This is a genomic window from Sorangium sp. So ce1504, from assembly GCF_051521635.1.
Lineage (GTDB): Bacteria > Myxococcota_A > Polyangia > Polyangiales > Polyangiaceae > Sorangium > Sorangium cellulosum_B.
On the sequence record NZ_CP150365.1, the window covers coordinates 112024 to 129664 of the forward strand.

Below are 17641 nucleotides of genomic sequence, written 5' to 3' on the forward strand. Positions count from 1 at the left end.
CTGTGTGGCGCTGCATCACGTTCCGAGGACGGTGCCGCTCTCCGCTTGCGCGGGCGGCTCGGCGATGCACGCGGTGGCGACGCGCCGGAACCCGACCCGCTCATAGACGCGCGCGACGCGGTCGTTCTGCGCGGACAGGAACACGGTGCGGATCCCGGCGTCCAGCGCATGGCGGGCCAGAGCCGCGGTGACCGCGGCGGCGAGGCCGCGCCCCCGGGCCGCCGGCAGCGTCCCCACGCCGACGATCTCGGCGACGTCCCGCGCGTGCTGGTAGCTGCCGGTGCAGAGCGGACCGGCGAGCGCTCCCTCGCGGCCCCGAGCGGCCGCGTGCACCAGCGTCCCCTCGATCAGCGACGCGTGCCATGCGGCCGCCTGTCCGGCCGGGAGCACGGCCGCGGCGGCCTCCCGCTCCGCCGGTCCCGCAGAGCCGACCGCGGTGTCGAGCGCGCCGAAGGCGACGTGCGCGACGGCCTGCACTTCGGCGAGATCCGGGTCCTGGGCGGTGATGGTCGAGAGCGAGACGCCCTCCGGCAAAGGCGTCTGGTGGGGCTCGCCGCAGAGCACGAGCAGCGGGCAGCGCCGGACATGCAGGCCGGCCGCCTCGGCCGTGGCGTCGAGCCCAGGGGTGGTCTCCAGCACCCACTCGAACGCCTCCGGGATCGAGAGCTGCCGCTGACGCGCGCGCACGGCGGCCACGTCCTCGACCGATACGGCGCCGGGGTGGCCGAGGGCGGGGCGGGCATAGTAGGGCCAGCCGTCGCCGCGGCGAACGAAGAGAGTCAGCGGTCCATGGTCCTCTGCGTCAGCGCGCCAGCGAGGGACGGCATCGTAAAACCGCTCGATGGCGGCGAGGAGAGCGCTCACGGGCCACGATTGTGTCACCCCACGCGCGCCGGCGCGAGGAACTACGGGCTCCTCGGAGAGGCCCTTCCGTGCTGGCGCCGAGCGGCGCCGGCGCCCGCCGTACATCGCGCGTCCAGAGGGCCGACTCCCGCCGCTCGGGTGTAGACTCGTCCGATGCACCGACGTGGCTTTTGCGCGACCTGCGCCGCCCTTGCGCTCGCGACGCTCTACTCAATCGGCTGCGGTCCCTCGCCAGCTCAGCTGTCGTCTGGGGCCGCCGCCCCGGTCGAGCTCGTCCTTCCGCCCTCGCGCCCTGCCGCGCCCGAGCCCAAGCTGGCGGCGGATGAGCCGGAGTCCCGGAGGGACGAGACACAGCGCCTGCCCTTCGTGGGCACGTGGGTCAGCGAGGATGACGGCTCGCTCATCGAGCTGAGCGCGACGAGCTTCCACCACCGCTTTCCGTACATGGGCGCTCCGCGTGACCTCTACGCGCGCGTCACCTCGTACAACACCGAGCGTGGCCGCATCGCGCTCGAGTACACCCGCATCCTGCAGGATGGAGTCGAGGAGTCCATCGAGGAGCCCGTCGTGTACATGCGCTACGAGATCCGCGACGGCGACCTGTACAAGCACGTCGACGCCGAGGATTTCCCCACCACCGTGGACGACGAGCGGTTCGTGCGGACCCCCGGCCGGCGGTGAGCGCCCGTCGGACCCCGGCGCCCACGACCCGCTGCGTGACATGTCACGGCCCGCTGCGTGACATGTCACGGCCCGCTGCGTGACATGTCACGGCCTTGCGGCTGCTCGCGCGGGCAGCGCTCCGGCTTCTTGGCGCGGCGCGAGGAGCTCGCCTCGGGCTGGATTTCCCGTGTCGAGGAGCGGCACCGGTCCGGCTTCGGGGGCTCGGTGATGAGGTTGAAGCCGAGGGGGCCGGGCTGGCATCTCTGTTGCGAAGTGCTCCTGCGGCGACGATGAGCCGGGCGAGGGAATGCGCTGCTGAAGAGGCGATTCGCCTCCACACCTCTGGCTGGGCGAACCAGCGCATCATGAGCTCCGCGGTCCCCCGCTGAACGTCGAGACGCCGTACTCATACGCTTTGTACATGGAGAGTGGCACGATGAGCCGAACTCATGCCGTGGTGGGGTGTCTATTCGCTTCGATGGTCGCGATGACCGCCACGGGTTGCGCCGTGGAGATGCAGGACGATCAGGTCGACGGGGTCGATCCGGTCGACGAGGACGTCGCCGAGGTGGAGCAGGCGTACAGCGAGGCTACGTGCGCTACCGTCGCTCCGGTGACCACCTACATCGGTGGCTACAACTACTACTCGCCGCAGACGTACACCACGACGGGCTGCTACAAGAGCCTGGCGGTCGACGTCGTCGGCTACGAGGCCGGTTTCCCTCCGGCGCCCGGCCCCAACCACGAGCTGAATACGTACGTGGATTGGGCGGACACCCTGCCGACAGACCCGGAGGCGTGCCGCGATCTATTTCTGGCTGCCACCCTGTACTACGAGGATGATGGGGTGATGGTCCCCGTAGAGTTGGCGCAGAGACGCGGCAATTACGTCGCCGGCAGCGGCTGCAACGTTGGCCTCAGTTATGGACTCAAGTTCTATACGCCCATGGTCGCCACCCACAGCTACCGCGTCGTCGCCACCGCCCGAACCGGCAATGGCAGCGGCTTCCCGACGCGGAAGTTCAGGATCCGTACGGTGTGGGAGCCGAGCTGAGCCGCCTATCGCAGGCGCTTGGCGCTGGCGCCCTCACACCCTGAGCGCCACTCCCCTCGCCCGCTCTCCCGTCGCCTTGGCGATCGCCTGCCCGTAGAGCCGCACCTGCGCCTCCTGCGCTGCGTGCGCCGTGCCCGCGTCGGAGCCGGTCTTGAAACCGACCACGGTCCAGATCCCCACGTCGCCCACGCTCTCGCGGAACGAGAGATCGACGACGCCTTTCCGCGAGCGCCTTCGTCTTGTCGGACGTGTCGAGAGTCTTCAAGCGCCCGGCGTCACGCCGCGGGGGCGGTGAGGCGAGCGCGCGGCGCAGCCGCGGTACCGGCGCCCGACGACGTCCACCGTGACATGTCACGGCCCGTTGCGTGACATGTCACGGCCCGTTGCGTGACATGTCACGACCCGCTGCGCGACAGACACGCCTTGTGCGGCTCGCCCGGCCAGCGCTCCGGCTTCCTGGCGCGACACGCGAGAGGCTCGCTTCGGCTGGATTTGTCGTATCGATGAGCGGTGCCGGTTCGATCTCGGGTGCTCCGCGATGGCCTTGAGTCAGAGGGCGCCTGACTGGCATGCGCCTTGCTTAGTGCCTTTGCGGCGACGATGAGCCGAGCGGGGGAACGCCCTGTTGAAGAGGCGACGCGCCTCCACGCCTCGTGCGTGGCGGACCAGCGCATCATGACCTCCTCGGTCCGGCTGAGCATCGCGGCGCCATTCTCGTACGCTTTACACATGGAGATTCGAAACGATGAGCCGAATCAATGCCGTAGTGGGGTGTCTCTTTGCTTCGATGGCCGCGATGGCCGCCACGGGCTGCGCCGTGGAGATGCAGGACGATCAGGGCCATGAGGACGTCGCGGAGGCGGAGCAGGCGTACAGCGAGGCTGCTTGCGCCACCGTCGCTGCGGTTGCGACGTACAACGGCGGCTACAACTACACCTCGCCGACGACGTACACCACGACAGGGTGCTACAAGGCCCAGGCGGTCGACGTCAACAACTACAGGAGCGGTTTCACTTCGCAGCCCGGTCCCGGCTACACGCTGCATACGTACGTGACCTGGGCGGACACCCTGCCGTCGAATGAAGCGGCATGCGAGGCGCTGATTTTGAAGGCCACCCTGTACCGTGAGGAGAACGGGGTCATGGTCAAGAAGGCGGAAGATGTGCTGCACGGCAACTACGAAGACTTCGGTGGCTGCATGGTCGGCCCCCCGTGGGGAATCGACTTCAGTACGCTGACTCCGAATGAGCTTCTGGCCGGAGTCGACCACCGCATCGTTGTCACCGCTCGAACCGGCGACGGCGACTTCCCGACTCGGAAGTTCAATATCCTGACGATGTGGGAGCCGTGATCTGAGCCGCTGAGCGCCAGAGCGGCGCAGGCCGCGACGGCGCCCCTCACACCCTGAGCACCACCCCTCTCGCCCTCTCGCCCGTCGCCTCCGCGATCGCCTGCACGTAGAGGCGCACCTGCGCCTCCTGCGCCGCGTGCGCCGTGCCCGCGTCGGAGCCGGTCTTGAAATCGACCACGGTCCAGACGCCCACGTCGCCCACGCTCTCCCGGAACGAGAGGTCGACGACGCCCTCGGCGATCGTCCCGTCCTCGAGTCGAAGGAGCAGCGGCGTCTCGCGCTCGCACGCGCCGCGCGCCGCGCTCTCCGCCGCGCGCCGGAGCAGCGGGTGCTCCAGCGCCGCGACCGCCGCCGCCACCGCCGCGTCGACCTCCTCGGCAGGGGCCCCGAGCATCCGCGCCTGCGCCGCTGCCACTGTCCGCACCTCGTCCTCGCCCGCCCGGAGGTCCACCTCGGCGAGCACGGCGTGCACCAGCGTCCCGAACCGCTTGCCGTAGGGCCGGCCCTCGCGCGCGATCTCCGTCTGCTCGAACGAGATCACCGGCAACGCGTCCGCCCGCTCTCCCCGCGCCGCCCCGCCGCCGCTCGGCTGCGCGTCCGCCGCCGCTGCCGCCTCCGCCGCCTCGTGGCTGATCTCCGTCGCGGTCTTCACGCGGACCGCCGCCACCGCGCCGTCCAGGATCGCCCGCTGCCGCGCCTCCAACCACACCTCGTGCCCGCGCTGTCCGAGCTCTCCTACGATCACGGCGCTCGCCGTCGCCCCGGCGCTTCCGATGATCCCGGCGCCCGCCGCCGCCCCGCCCGCCGCCGCGCCGCTCGCGTCCGCCTGCAGGATCCGCTGCTGGCGCAGCCCCGCCTCCGGCTCGCGATCCAGATCCAGCGCGCCAGGATCCCACCACACAACGCGGTGCGAGCCCGCCATCGGCGCGTGCTCCCCCGGCGCGACCGCGTCCCGCTCGTCGGCCTCGCACCGCGCCGGGCGCTCCAGCACCGTGTCGGTACCGAACGGAGGGCAGCCGAGGTCCTCGCAGCGCCGAGGGCTCCGTCGCTCGCGCGGCGCCGGGTAGAGCACCGGGTGGAGCACGTCGAGCCAGCCGTCGCTCGTGCCGTCGCCCGGGCGCGCGTCGCCCACCGCGGGCACCACCAAGAGCTCGCGCGCGCGCGTCGCCGCCACGTACGCGAGCCGCACCGCCTCCTCACGATCGCGGCGCAGCACCTCGTCGCGGCGCTCGACGAGCTCCGCGGGCACGCAGCCGGCGATCGGCTCCGCCCACAGGCCGAGCTCCGGATCCACGTGCCGCGACGGGAGCTGGTGCGCCGCCGGCGACGCCGGATCCGCCAGGATCACCACCGGGAACTCGAGCCCCTTGGCCCGGTGCACCGTCATGATCCGCACGCCCTCCGTCCCCTCCTCGACGACCGGCGCCTCCGCGACCTCGCCCCGCTCGGCGTCGAGCTCGAGCCGCTCCACGAACGCGCGGAACGAGGTCGCGCCGGCCGCCTCGAAGCGCCGCCCGAGATCCATCACCCGCAGCACGTTCGCGAGCGCTTGCTCCCCCGTCGGCCAGATCGCGATGCCCGCGTGCGCGCGCGTCTCGTCGAGGAGCCCGCCGAGGGTGTCCGCGATCGGCCGCCGGTTGCGCTCGCGGTGCAGCCGCCCGAGCACCGCGAGCGCCTCCGCGACCTCCCGGAGCGGCCGCGCCCCGCCCTCCACCGCGAGATCGAGCGCCCCGTCGTCCGGCGGTTGAAACAGCGGGTGCAAGCGCCGGAACCGGTCGCGGTAGAGCAGGAGCACGTCGTCCGTCAGCGCGAAGAGGGGCCCGCGCAGCGTCGCGTAAACGCTGAGCTCGTCGTCCGGCCACTCGATCGCGAGCAGCGCGCTCCGCACCGCCATCACCTCCTCGCGATCGTGGAACGACCGTCCGCCCACGAGCACGTGCGGGATCCGCCGCGCCTCGAGCGCCCGCACGTAGGCGCGGGTCGCGTCCTCCCCGAACGTCTGGAAACGCTTGAACAAAAGACAGATGTGCCGCGCCTCGAGCGGCACCCGCTGGCCCGGGCGCTCGCGCTCCGTCACCGTCCAGCGCCGCGCGCCCGAGGCCACGCCGGCGCCCGCGCCGCCGTGGATGAGGTGGTGGACGAAGGCGCCGACCGCGTCCGGGATCGACTGCCGCACACGGAAATCGGAGATCTTGCCGAAGTCGCCGTAAGGCCGCGGCACCGGGAGCGCGATGACCGTCGGCTGCTCCGGCGGATCGTCCCGGAACCGCTCGAGCGCGACGTACCGCGCCTGGGTCGCCGCGCGCTCGCCCTCCGCGGTCCCTCCCTGCATCAGCGGCGCGAACGCAGCGTTGACGGCCTCCTGGATCGACGGGGCGCTGCGGAAGCTCGTCGACAGGTACAGGACGCTCGCGCCGCACGCGACGAGCCGGGCCTTGGTCGCCTCGTAGAGCGCGACCTCGGCGCGGCGGAAGCGGTAGATCGACTGCTTCGGATCGCCGACCACGAAGAGCTTGCCGGGCACCGGGCGCGCCCGCGTCCAGTCGGCCTCGGAGAGGTCGTCGGCCGCGAGCAGGAGCAGGATCTCGGCCTGGAGCGGGTCGGTGTCCTGGAACTCGTCGACGAAGAGGTGCGAGAAGCGGAGATTGAGCTCCTCGCGCACGCCGCGGCTCGAGCGGAGGAGGTCCCGGGCGCAGAGCAGCAGGTCGAGGAAGTCGAGCTTGCCGGCGCGGGCCTTGAGCGCGTCGTACGCCTCGATCGGCGGCCGGAGCTCGCGCGAGAGGCAGGCCGCGAGATCGGCGCTCGCGGCCGTGAGCACGGCGTCGAGCTCGACCTTCACGCGGTCGCGCTGCGCGAGCACCTCGGCGCGCGTGAGATCCCCGCCGAACGCCTTGCCTGAGCCCTTCCAGCGCCATTCCTTCCAGCGCGCGACGTCGCCGAGCTCGGCCTCCAGGCCGTCGTGGTCGCGCCCGCCCGTCACCTCCTCGCGGCGGCGGAGCTCCGCGAGGTAGCGGTCGAGGTTCCGGAGGCTCTGCGCGAGGTAGTCGCCCTCCCGGTCGGCCTCGGCGCCCAGGTCCGCGAGCGCCGCGAGGCGGTCCAGGATCTCGTCGATGGCGCGCTCGCGGTCGAACGGATCGCGCCGCCAGGGGCGCGTGAAGTCGCGGTGCTCGGCGAGCTTGAACGCCGCGCTCCGGAGCAGGTCGCGCGGGCCCTGCGCGCCGTCGCGCGGGCGCCGGCGCAGGATCCGGCGCACGCCCTCGGGCGGGTCGTTCAGGGTGCGCTGGAACCAGGCGTCGAAGGCCTGGTCGAAGAGCGCCTCGGCCTGATCCGCGGCCGCGACCTGGAACAGCGGGTCGACGCGCGCCTCGACCGGCCACTCGCGCAGGAGGTCGGCGCAGAAGGAGTGGATGGTCCCGATGCGCGCCGCCTCCAGGTGCGCGAGCGCCTCGTCGAGCCGCGCCCGCTCCGCCGGGCCTGCGCCCGGGTCGCTGCGCGCCCGCTCGATCTCGGCCCGGAGGCGCAGCTTCATCTCGCCGGCCGCCTTCTCCGTGAAGGTCACCGCGACGATGCGATCGAGCGTCCCGCCGCCCTCCTCGGGCGCCCTCCGCAGCACGGCGACGATCCGCGACACGAGCGCGGTGGTCTTGCCGGTGCCCGCGGCGGCCTCGACGACGAGCGTCGTCCGCAGATCGTCGCGGATGCGGCGGCGGGCGGGCTCATCCGCGAGCTCCCGCGCGCCGCGCGATCGGACCGCGTCGGCGGTCACGCGCGCCTCCGCGCGGGCTCGAGGCGCTGCCCGGGGGCGCGCGGCAGGAGCGCGCCGGCCAGGCTCGGGGAGGGGAGGAGGACGTGCCGCACTGGGTCGCGTGGGGGAGGCTGTCGGGGGAGTAAGGTGGCGCAGATCGGCGTGGAAGGAAACGCTGCCGTGCCCGGCGGAAGGCGGTCCGTTTTCCGGACGGGCTCATGTAGCCCCTGAGCGTGGATGTTCTTGTGCTAGCAGCAGAGAGAGCTGATCCATGCGCCTCGAGTCGATGAGCCCTGGAGCGCGGTGGGCGTACGCGCTCAAACCCGCGAGCTGGCCCAAGGTGCTCGTCCCGGCCGCATACGGGCACGCGGTGGGCGCGGCCGTCGCCGGCCGGCTGTCCGCAGGGGTCCTCGCCTTCGGCGCGCTGTGGATGATGGCCGACGTCGCCTTCGTCGTGCTCCTGAACGACTGGGGCGATCGCGAGGTGGACGCCCTCAAGCGACGCATGTTCCCGGACGGCTGCTCGCCGAAGACCATCCCGGACGGCATCCTTCCCGCCAAGGCCCTCCTGCTCGCCGGGCTCGGGGCCGGTGTCTCCGCATTGCTCATGGCCTGGGTGGCCGGCGCCGCGCTCGATCGCCCGCTGCTGCTCCCCCTGGCCGCGCTCGGCCAGCTCGTCTTCGTCGCCTACACGCTGCCGCCGATCAGGCTCAACTACCGCGGCGGCGGCGAGCTCCTCGAGATGGCCGGCGTCGGCGGCGTGCTCCCCGTGCTGCACGCGTATGCCCAGTGTGGCGTGCTGGCGCCGGCGTGGCTCGTCGCGCTCCTGCCGGGGTTGCTCGTGCTCGCGCTGGCGAGCGCGCTGGCCAGCGGGCTGTCCGACGAGCAGAGCGACCGCGCCGGCGGCAAGCGCACCGTGGCCACGCTGCTCGGCAATGCGGCCACGCGCCGGGTCACCGAGGCCCTCGCCGGCCTCGGCCCGCTCCTCTGGCTCGCGGCGTCCCTCCTCGCCGAGGACGCGCCGCCGCTCTGGTCGGTCGCGCCGGCGGCGGCCGTGGCGCTCTTCTTCAGGGCGCGGCTCCTCGAGAAGAGCCCCGAGGCGGTGACGAACGCCTTCGCCGCGCAGGCGGCCTACAAGCGCGAGCTCCACCGCGCGATCCAGTGGGGCATCGCCGCCCTGTCGGCGGCCGTGCTCGCCGCCGGGCTCCGCGCCGGGGGAGGGCCGACATGACGGGCGTCGCGGTCATCCCCCCGGAGGAGCGCGACGCGCTCGCGCGCCTCACGCCCCTGCTGGGCGCGCGGGCCTCGGTCGCGCCGGGCCGGCCGTGCGCGCCCACCCCCGTCGCCCTGGTCGAGCAGATCGTGAACGGCAGCGAGGACGCCGAGCGGGTGCGCGCCTTTGCCCGCGGGCTCGGCGAGGTGATCTGCGCGGTCGCCGACAACTTCCCCGACAACATCTTCTGGGATCTCGACTACCTGGCCTGCTGCCTGTGGCAGGCCGGGAGCGCGCCCGCGATCGGCGACTTCGCCCGCCGCGTGGTGTCGCTCTGCCTGGGCTTCGGCAACAAGTCGAAGCTGCGCTTCCGCTATGCGCACGACTTCCTCTATGGCTACGACTGGGCTCGCTGGGTGATGCGCAAGCCGGAGGAGCGCGCGGGCATCGGGCCCTTCGACGTCTCGTTCTTCGATTACCTCGACGGCCGGCAGAGGACGCTTGTCGAGCTCGTGGCCAGCAACGACCGCAAGTACTCGCAGCTGAACGGCCGGGAGTACCGCAACCCCTTCTCGTTCATCCGCGAGCCGCCCGAGGAGTCGCAGCTCCACTGCCTGCTCGCGCAGGTCGACCTGATCCCGCTCAAGGCCTGGCGCCTCGACGGCGAGCGCCGCTGGGACCTCCCCTTCACCGATCTGCGCGCCAAGCTGGCCGATCGCCTCGGCCTGTCGCGGGGCGAGGGGCGATGAGCGTCCGGCCGGGCGCGCTTCGAGCGTGGCTCGATGCGTCGCGGCTGGCCTCGCAGCCGAGCATCGCGCTCCCGCTGCTGCTCGGGCAGCTCGTCGGCGCGCGGGCGGCCGGCCGCCCGCTCGACGTGGGGACGCTCGCGGCGGTCCAGCTGTTCGGCCTGCTGAACCAGCTCTTCATCGTCTACGCGAACGACGTCGCCGACCAGGAGACCGATCGCCGCAACCGGACCGCCACGCCCTTCTCGGGCGGCTCGCGCGTGCTGGTCGAGGGGCGCCTCTCGCCCCGCGCGCTCGGCGCCGCGGCCGTCGTGTGCGCCGCGGCGCTCGTGGCCGTCTCGGCGGCGCTCGCCGCGGCGCTGGCGACGGCCGCAGCGCCGCTCCTCGTGCTCCTGGCGATCGCGGCGCTCCTGCTGCTCTGGGCCTACAGCTACCCGCCGCTTCGCCTGTCGTACCGCGGCGGCGGGGAGCTGCTCCAGATGGTCGGCGTCGGCGCGGTCCTGCCGCTCTACGGTTACATCGCCCAGGGGGGCGACCCCGCGCGCTTCCCCTTCGCGCTGCTCGCGTTCCTGCTGCCGAGCCACCTCGGCTGCGCGATCGCCACCGCGCTCCCGGACGAGCCCTCGGATCGCGAGAGCGGCAAGCGGACGCTGCCCGTGCGCGTGGGCGGAGAGCGGGCGGCGCGGTGTGTGGTCCTCCTGAACGGGCTCTCGCTCGTGCTCGCGCCGGTCGGTCTGGGCGCGGTGGGCCTGAGCCCTGGGGCGGGCCTGCTCGCGCCGGCGGTGGCGGCGCTCGTCGTGCTGCTGGCCCGCCCAGCGCCGCCTGGCTCGCGCCTGCTGCTGGTCCGGGTCGCGGCGGCGGGCGCGGCGACGCTGTCGCTGGTCGGCTCGACCCTCATCGCCCTCGCCGCGCGCTGAGGAGCGAGGGCGCGATGTCGCACGAGTTCCTGCTGCTCTCGTTGCTCTTCCTCCTGCCAGGAGGCGTCATCTGGCTCGCGCGCCCGGATCTGCGCCCCCTGATGAAGCGGATGGCGCTCGCCTCGCTGCCGTTCGCGGCGACCGAGCGGCTGTTCTACCCGAGGTACTGGGCCCCGAAGTTCCTGTTCGACCTGGCCGATCGGATCGGGTTCGGCATCGAGGACGTGCTGTTCGTCGTCGGGCTCAGCGGATTTTCCTCGACCGTCTATGCCGTTGTGTTCCGCCGCGCGCCGGTGCCCTGCGCGGCGCAGGGGGCGCCGCGCGCGCGACCGTGGTTCGGCGCGGGGGCGGGGGCGCGACCGTGGTTGCGTGCCGCGACGGTGATCGCGCTCGCGCTCGCGGCGGCCGGGGCGCTGGCCGCGGCGGGGGTGCCCGTCCTCTACGCCGCTGTGGCGGCGATGACGGCGTTCGCGGCGGCGCTCGTGGGGGCGCGCCGCGATCTGCTCGTGCCGGGCGTGCTCGGAGCGCTCCTGTCGGCGGCGCTCTACCTCGGCCTGTGCCTCGTCTTCGCGGCGCTCGTGCCCGGCGTGTTCGAGCGCACCTGGCGGCCCAGCGTGCTGCTGCCGGGGAGGGCGCTGCTCGGCGTGCCGCTCGACGAGGTCCTCTACGGGCTCGGCGCGGGCTTCGCGGCCACGGTGTTCCCGGCGTGGGCGTTCGGGTTCGGGTACGGGCGCGCCGGAAGCGACGGGGATTGAAATTCCCTCGGCGCTTCCGGCGCGTCTTTTCTTCCGTCGGAGCGGTGTCGCTCAGGGCGGCGGCGGCCGTCGCGCGGCCGCCCCATCCATCAGCCTGAGCGTCAACAGCCGTCGCTCAGTTTGCGGTTACAACAACCTCTGAGCCGTTGTACGTGACCATTTGATCCGGAGCAGCCGTGACGTCGACGCCGGCGCCATGATTGGAGCCTACCAGCACGATCCTGAACGTCCTGCTGGCCGGCATTCCGGGGTAGCTTCCCTTCCTTGCGCCAATGGTCAACGCCTTGGCAGAGTCGTCCCATGTGAGTGGGATTGTCGAGTATTGACCTTCCTCATAGTTATAGGTGTCGCCCTCGTCCTCGTAAATAGTGAAGGACCCGTCTTGACCTGTATAGATCCGGATCTCCAGCGGGTCGATGCTCTGCGTTGCATACTGAATGCTGGGACCCATGGGAACAATTGAGCCCGCTTTGACGTAGAGCGGCATCTCGCTCAGCGGCGCGGGCGCCGAAACCGTACGCCCGCCGTCTGTCGTCGCGCCTGTCCAGAAATCGTACCAGGTGCCCGCGGGAAGATAAACGGAGCGGCTGGTAGCGCCCGCGGTGGTCACTGGATTGACCAGGAAGGCAGGGCCGAACAGGAACTGATCCTTGATGCCGAATACCTTCTCATCATTGGGATAATCGAAGACCAGGTGCCGCATCATGGTGTAGCCTTCGCTGGTCACCTTCCATGCCAACGAGTAGATGTAAGGCATCAACCGATAGCGCAGGTTGTCGATCTTGAGGAGATTGGCCTTGGTGGCGGCGCTCCAGCTGTTGCTGTACAATTCCCTTGTCCCGCCGCCATGTATCCGGAAGATCGGGTTGAAGGCGCCATACTGAAACCAGCGGGTGAAGAGCTCATTGTTCGCGCTGGTGGTCCAGTCCACGTTGTGGCCCCAGTACCCGCCTATGTCAGTGGTCCAATAGGGCATCCCCGCGATCGAGAAATTGAGCCCCGCAGGGATCTGCCTGGTATAGGTTTGAAAATTACTGTCAATGTCTCCCGACCAGCACGTCGTGGCATATCGCTGCTGGCCGGCAAAGGCGCTGCGGGTGAGGACGTAGACTCGCTTCTGTTTCGGGCCGGTGGCACGCCAATGCTCGTACAACGCCTGGGAGTGTCCCAGGGGATAAGCATTCACGTACAGCGCCCCCTTGCCGAGCTCGGTATCAGCCGCCCGCACATTGACGGGGTCCGGATAGCCCTGGGGTTCGGTGTTATCGGCCCAGATGCCGTCCCAGCCATGCGGCCCCAGCAGGCGATCATGGATCTGCTGGTACACCAGAGCTCTGGCGTCGGGGTTGAATGTGTCATAGAAATGGTGCGTGCCGCCGCTGGCGAACAGCGCTCCAATGTCGTCGAGCGCATTGTAGTTGGCCATCTCTCCCGCCTTCGTCTCCCTATCCACGCGTTCATACAACGGCCAGATCGATATCATCGTATGAACATTGGCTTTATGCATCTCGGAGACGAGGGCTGCTGGATCTGGATAGCGGTTTTGATCCATGAAGTGGGAGCCCCATGCGTACGGATTCCAGTAGTCCCAGTCTTGAACAATGCAGTCGACCGGAATGTTGTTGTTGCGGTAGCCGTCCTTGATCCTCAGCAGCTCGGCCTGGCTACCGTATTTGTCCTTCGACTGGAAGAGCCCGTAAGCCCACTTCGGGAACAACGGGGCTGCGCCGGTTGCGGTGCGGTATTGGGCCACGACCTGGTCGATGCTTGGACCATAGAAGAAGTAGTAGTCCACCATCTCGCCGGCTTCGGACGAATAGCTGTACTTGGTGTTGTTGGACTTGGTCCCGTCGAAGTTCGAGGCGGAATAGTTGTCCCAGAAGATCCCGTAGCCCCTGTTGGACACCAGCACCGGAACGTTGATCTCCGTGTTGACGTTGATGATACGTCGAGTCGTCCCTTTGCGATTTATTACGCCGTCCTGGTGCTGGCCAAGACCGAACAACGCTTCGTTGGCGGGTGAATCGAAGGAGGTCTCGACGCGATTCGTCCTGACACCCTCGACGGTCGCGGGTGTCAAGGTTTTGCTGTCTTCCGCCAGGATGACGCTATCGTTCAAGTCGGTATAGGTGACCAGGCCGTTGGTCGTGTCGACGTTGGCCTTCAAGCGTGAGGTCGTAATGGTCACGGTTCCCGAGTTCTCTGCGATGCAAAAGCTCGGTGTGCCCCACTTCTTATTGACAGACAGAGACGTCTTGTCGGGGAGCGAAGGATCTGTGGCGTACTGGACTCTGATTATGCTTTCGTTGCAAACTTCGAGTCTGAGTAGGCCGGTTTCCAGGTTGAATGTAATGCCGTTGGCGTCGGCGGTATAGAGCCCGGTCTCCGGCGGCGCAGGCGGGCATTCGAGCTGGTCGCCGCCTCCCTCGCCTCCGGAGCCGCCGGCACCGCCGGCACCGCCGGCACCGCCGCCGACCCCGGTCGTGCTTGACCCACCACCTCCCATCCCGGTCGTGCCAGCGGCGCTGGTCGACGTGCCGCTGGCACCCGGACCGGGGTTGTTGGACTCGCCCGAGCATGCGCTGCCGAGCGGCAAGAGGCCGATCAGAACCGCGTAGAGATAACGGTTAATCAAGTTTCGCATGACTCCTCGCAAGCAACAGAGATCATAATAGTTCTCCTGACTTCGATGATTTATGTCAGCTGTAAGAGCGCGGACTGTCTCCATGCGGTCGGGGCACGGAGCTGTTTCTGCCTACGCTTCGCTCCGCTGAATCAGCATAAGAACGCCTGGCAATAGCCCGCTGATCCCGCTCGCTTGGGAGAGCCGGAGCGTGCGACGGAATACGGTGTGGCAAAGCTGCTGGTGCCGGACGAACGCTGGGAGCGACTTGAACCGCTGCTTCCGAAGACGGAGCCGAAGCCGCAGAGCGGCCGGCCGCGTGCGCCTGATCAGATCGCCCTGATGGGGATCTTGTTCGTGCTCAAGGCGGGGTCCCTCGGGAGTACCTACCGCAAGAGCTCGGCTCCAGCGGCACGGCTCGCCGGCGCAGACCGCGCGGCTGGCAGCAGGCTGGCGCCTGGGGGCGCAGCCTGGCTCCGTGATGAAGAAGCGCAATGAGCGCGGTGCGCACACAGTCTCCCGCGTGGCTCAGCCGAATCCCCGGACGGGGCCGATGTGATGACACCGGTGCGCCCGAGGAGCGTCTGAGCGTGGCCCGCCGCAACATAGGTTACTCCGCTCCCGAGGTTGCCATCCGGCCACACCGCCAGGTTCGCCGGATTCTTGACGAAATCATGCCCGGTGGACAGCATCCAGGCTTTCACGACAGGCGTCGAATACGCGATGCCTGTCGTGTTCTCTGGCGGATCGCCCTTGGCAAAGCGCCAATCACCCTCGATCGGCAATCGCTTTCTCGAAGGCCAGGCGAATGGAATCGGTGCAAAAATCGATGAAGAGCGAACAGATGACGAAGAGTTCGGTGCCCAAGGCGACCGAGGAGGACGAAGCGAAAGGACACCCCTCGACGGCAATGTGAACGCTCACATTGCCGATGTCAATTCCAATCAACCGGCCCGCGGGCATCCTCGAATCCGGAGGAGGACGAGGCTGGCGGGGCTCCTCCGGAGCGCCGCGTCAAGAGGGGGAGCGCTGGATCGCGGTCATCGCTGGACCGCCAGACCCGCTCGAAGCGTCGGAGACAGCCCGATCAACCGTCAAGACGGCGTGCGCGAAGAGCGCGAGGGGGATGTGGCGGTGCCCGCCGGTGAAACAGCGAGCCTCATCGTGGTCAAGGTGGACCTCGCCCCTCGCCCTCTCTCGAAGCGCTCTTCAATCGACCAGCGGCCTTCAACGGCACGGATCACGTCGATCGATCAGGCGCGCCTGCTTCAGGGCCCGCTCCACCGTCTTCAATGCCGGTCGCGGCCCGGTCTCGAACGTTGTGCTCTCGGGCGCTCCGTGTGTTGGTATCGGGTACGATCCTCGGTCGATGACAGCCGCGCAACGCCGGGGCGGTGCCGTCCTGGAACGCCGACGCGCCGGGAGCGCCAGGGGATCGTGCTTCCCCTGGCGCTCCCGGCGCCTTCGTCATCTGTCATCGGATGGGAGCGGCGGCGCTCCAGCGCGCGGGCGGCGGCGTTTCGCTCGCGAAGCCTCCCGCTGTCGGGGGGATCGCCCGCGCCCGTCGCGTCACGGCAGCATCAGGACGCACTCGGTCCGGCAGACCGGGCCACCGGCGCCGCCGCCGCTCGGCTCCTCGCAGATGGTCCGGACGATCGCGCCGGGGGGGCAGGTGGCTCCCTCCACGCACTCGATCCAGCAATCGCCGGGCGGGTACGCGTCGGCGCCGCCCATGCCGGTGCCGGTGCTGCTGCTGCTGCTCTCGCCGGAGCAGACCTTCTGCTCGATCATGCCCGCGGGGCAGTAGGGCTCGAGGGGCACGCACTCGGTCCAGCAATCGCCGGGGTAGGGCATGGCGCCCATGCCGGTGCCGGTGCTGCCGGTGCTGCCGACAGAGACGGAGCTGCCACCGCCGCAGACGGTCTGCGGGATGCTGTTCGGCGGGCAGTAGGGCTCGGTGGGCACACACTCGGTCCAGCAGCCCCCGCCGGGGAAGGGCATGCCACCCACGCCGGTGCCGCTGCTGCTGCTCGTGTCGGGCACGGGCTCGCCGTCTTCGCAGATGGTCTGCTGGGTCGTGCCCGGCGGGCAGTAGGGCTCGACAGGCACGCACTCGGTCCAGCAGTACTCCTGGCCGGGGTACGGGTCCTGGCCGGGGTACGGGCCGTTGCCGCCGTAGCCGGTGCCGGTGCTGCCCGAGCTGCCGACCGAGACCGCGCTGCCGCCGCAGACGGTCTGCGGGATGCTGTTCGGCGGGCAGTAGGGCTCGGTGGGCACACACTCGGTCCAGCAACCGCCGTCGGGGGGGCGCGGCGCGGCGAAGCCTGGATCGGAGCCGCCGATGCCCCCGCCCGCGGTGCCCCCGCCGGCGCCGCCGGTGCCCGCCCAGCCGCCCGAGCCGCCGACGCCGACGCTGGTGCTGCTGGTGACGGACGAGCCGCCGTCGCAGTAGGTCTGCGGGGTGGTGCCGGGCGGGCAGTAGGGCCCGGTGGGCACGCACTCGGTCCAGCAGCCGCCGCCGGGGTACGGCGGGCTCGCGCCCGCATCGGCGCCGTCGGTGTTCATCCAGCCACCCGAGCCGCCGGCGCCGCCGGTGGTGCTGCTGGTGACGGTGGTGCCTTCGTCACAGAAGGTCTGCGGGGTTGTGCCGGGCGGGCAATAGGGCTCGACGGGCACACACTCGGTCCAGCACGGCTCGGAAGGCATCGGCATGCCACCAGCGCCCCAGCCGCCGGAGCCGACAGCGCTGGCGCTGCCCCAGCCGCCGGAGCCGCCGGAGCCGACCGTGGTGGTGCCGCCGCACACGGTCTGCTCGATCGTGCCCGGCGGGCAGTACGGCTGCGGCGGGATGCACTCGGTCCAGCACTCGCCCGGATCGACGGGGATGGCGGTGCCGCCGGCGAAGCCACCCTGGCCCGAAGAGGTGGTGCCGCCGCTGCAGATGGTCTGCTCGCTCCAGTCAGGAGGACAGATGCTGTCGGGCACACACTGCTCCTCGCACATCTCGCCGATCTCGCACGGTGAACAGACCGTCTCCCAGTGAAAGCCAGGTCCGCAGTCGGGCTCTGGTGGCGTTGATGGCTCGTCCACGCCCCCACAGCCCTGCCCCTTGGCGCCGGTGAGCACAACGAGCGCAGAGAGCGCAACCAGACCCTGGAGAGAGGAGCGAGCGGCTGACGAACGCGAGATAAGAGAGGAGAAGATCGCGAAACGCATGGGGGTACTCCATCCTGCGTGCCTGTGCGAGACACGCGATCAAGGAACGATGGCTCTGCGCCGCAGCATGCGAGCGCTGCTGCGCGCGGCGTCTCAGCGCCGACTCGGAGAGCTCGCGTGGAGATAAAGCACTGGACATGCCAGGCGCGTCCGCCTGCTCGGCGGCGTAGCCGGCCGCACGGAGCGACGCGTATAGACCGGCTTTTCGCGGTCGCGCGGCGCCCGCTGCGCGCATCCGCCCAGCGCGACGGGGCCATAGTGTGACGGCGGACGCTGCCTACGTGTCACGTTGAGCCAACCGGCGCCACAGGGGGGCCGGCAGGCAATTGGGTTGAGTTGCAGCGGAATTTTCTTGTTTGGTTGGCCGGACGACCCAACCCAGGTTGAGGTTCGGCTGGGATGACCCGACCCAGGTTGAGGTTCGCCGCGGGGCGGAGGCGACCCGGGTCGGGATACCGACCCAGGTTGAGGTGCTCGACCCAGGTTGAGGTAGC

At 70.2% G+C, this 17641-nt stretch carries 14 protein-coding genes; 8 read left to right on the top strand and 6 right to left on the bottom strand.

The genetic code is table 11. The features are described 5' to 3' along the window. Positions 1-15 precede the first annotated feature (15 nt). Complete coding sequence (locus WMF39_RS00430; RefSeq protein ID WP_437743588.1) at positions 16-864, bottom strand: GNAT family N-acetyltransferase; 849 nt, start codon at positions 862-864, stop codon at positions 16-18. A gap of 153 nt (positions 865-1017) precedes the next feature. Here WMF39_RS00430 and WMF39_RS00435 point away from each other — a divergent pair, with 153 nt between their 5' ends. Then, the gene (locus WMF39_RS00435; RefSeq protein ID WP_437743589.1) at positions 1018-1545 is read left to right on the top strand and encodes a hypothetical protein; all 528 of its coding nucleotides are present in this window, start codon (positions 1018-1020) and stop codon (positions 1543-1545) included. A 418-nt stretch (positions 1546-1963) separates the two neighbouring features. Next, positions 1964-2581, top strand: a complete 618-nt coding sequence (locus WMF39_RS00440) for a hypothetical protein (RefSeq protein WP_437743590.1) — start codon at positions 1964-1966, stop codon at positions 2579-2581. A 33-nt stretch (positions 2582-2614) separates the two neighbouring features. Here the strand turns inward: WMF39_RS00440 and WMF39_RS00445 are convergent, their stop codons facing one another. Continuing rightward, positions 2615-2761 carry a hypothetical protein gene (locus WMF39_RS00445; RefSeq protein WP_437743591.1) on the bottom strand — a complete coding sequence of 49 codons (147 nt, stop codon included), beginning with the start codon at positions 2759-2761 and terminating at the stop codon, positions 2615-2617. Positions 2762-3326: 565 nt separating this feature from the next. On the opposite strand from WMF39_RS00445, the gene WMF39_RS00450 reads away from it, so the two are divergent. Continuing rightward, the gene (locus tag WMF39_RS00450) at positions 3327-3932 is read left to right on the top strand and encodes a hypothetical protein (protein WP_437743592.1); all 606 of its coding nucleotides are present in this window, start codon (positions 3327-3329) and stop codon (positions 3930-3932) included. 46 nt (positions 3933-3978) lie between these two features. Here the strand turns inward: WMF39_RS00450 and WMF39_RS00455 are convergent, their stop codons facing one another. After that, complete coding sequence (locus tag WMF39_RS00455; RefSeq protein WP_437743593.1) at positions 3979-7698, bottom strand: UvrD-helicase domain-containing protein; 3720 nt, start codon at positions 7696-7698, stop codon at positions 3979-3981. A 250-nt stretch (positions 7699-7948) separates the two neighbouring features. Between WMF39_RS00455 and WMF39_RS00460 the strand changes: the two genes are divergently transcribed. The 4 genes from WMF39_RS00460 to WMF39_RS00475 are packed head-to-tail and all read left to right on the top strand — an operon-like array spanning position 7949 to position 11308. Further along, complete coding sequence (locus WMF39_RS00460) at positions 7949-8908, top strand: prenyltransferase (RefSeq protein ID WP_437743594.1); 960 nt, start codon at positions 7949-7951, stop codon at positions 8906-8908. Further along, the gene (locus WMF39_RS00465) at positions 8905-9639 is read left to right on the top strand and encodes a ferrochelatase (RefSeq protein ID WP_437743595.1); all 735 of its coding nucleotides are present in this window, start codon (positions 8905-8907) and stop codon (positions 9637-9639) included. The genes WMF39_RS00460 and WMF39_RS00465 overlap by 4 nt, the downstream gene beginning before the upstream one ends. Then, positions 9636-10553, top strand: a complete 918-nt coding sequence (locus tag WMF39_RS00470) for a prenyltransferase (protein ID WP_437743596.1) — start codon at positions 9636-9638, stop codon at positions 10551-10553. The genes WMF39_RS00465 and WMF39_RS00470 overlap by 4 nt, the downstream gene beginning before the upstream one ends. A gap of 14 nt (positions 10554-10567) precedes the next feature. After that, positions 10568-11308: a lycopene cyclase domain-containing protein gene (locus WMF39_RS00475; protein ID WP_437743597.1), complete on the top strand. Its 741-nt coding sequence runs from the start codon at positions 10568-10570 to the stop codon at positions 11306-11308. Positions 11309-11423: 115 nt separating this feature from the next. Here the strand turns inward: WMF39_RS00475 and WMF39_RS00480 are convergent, their stop codons facing one another. Continuing rightward, complete coding sequence (locus tag WMF39_RS00480; RefSeq protein ID WP_437743598.1) at positions 11424-13952, bottom strand: glycoside hydrolase family 31 protein; 2529 nt, start codon at positions 13950-13952, stop codon at positions 11424-11426. A 222-nt stretch (positions 13953-14174) separates the two neighbouring features. Between WMF39_RS00480 and WMF39_RS00485 the strand changes: the two genes are divergently transcribed. Beyond that, entirely contained in the window at positions 14175-14429 is a 255-nt protein-coding gene (locus WMF39_RS00485; RefSeq protein WP_437748139.1) for a transposase, read from the top strand. 270 nt (positions 14430-14699) lie between these two features. Here the strand turns inward: WMF39_RS00485 and WMF39_RS00490 are convergent, their stop codons facing one another. Then, positions 14700-14894, bottom strand: a complete 195-nt coding sequence (locus WMF39_RS00490; protein ID WP_437743599.1) for a hypothetical protein — start codon at positions 14892-14894, stop codon at positions 14700-14702. A gap of 606 nt (positions 14895-15500) precedes the next feature. Then, a complete protein-coding gene (locus WMF39_RS00495) occupies positions 15501-16916 on the bottom strand; it encodes a hypothetical protein (RefSeq protein WP_437743600.1) in 1416 nt (471 codons plus the stop codon). Positions 16917-17641 lie beyond the last annotated feature (725 nt).

Coding starts and splice junctions, on each gene's coding strand:
- WMF39_RS00435 (WP_437743589.1), top strand. CDS start 1,018: ATGCACCGACGTGGCTTTTGCGCGACCTGCGCCGCCCTTGCGCTCGCG.
- WMF39_RS00440 (WP_437743590.1), top strand. CDS start 1,964: ATGAGCCGAACTCATGCCGTGGTGGGGTGTCTATTCGCTTCGATGGTC.
- WMF39_RS00450 (WP_437743592.1), top strand. CDS start 3,327: ATGAGCCGAATCAATGCCGTAGTGGGGTGTCTCTTTGCTTCGATGGCC.
- WMF39_RS00460 (WP_437743594.1), top strand. CDS start 7,949: ATGCGCCTCGAGTCGATGAGCCCTGGAGCGCGGTGGGCGTACGCGCTC.
- WMF39_RS00465 (WP_437743595.1), top strand. CDS start 8,905: ATGACGGGCGTCGCGGTCATCCCCCCGGAGGAGCGCGACGCGCTCGCG.
- WMF39_RS00470 (WP_437743596.1), top strand. CDS start 9,636: ATGAGCGTCCGGCCGGGCGCGCTTCGAGCGTGGCTCGATGCGTCGCGG.
- WMF39_RS00475 (WP_437743597.1), top strand. CDS start 10,568: ATGTCGCACGAGTTCCTGCTGCTCTCGTTGCTCTTCCTCCTGCCAGGA.
- WMF39_RS00480 (WP_437743598.1), bottom strand. CDS start 13,952: ATGCGAAACTTGATTAACCGTTATCTCTACGCGGTTCTGATCGGCCTC.
- WMF39_RS00490 (WP_437743599.1), bottom strand. CDS start 14,894: ATGCCCGCGGGCCGGTTGATTGGAATTGACATCGGCAATGTGAGCGTT.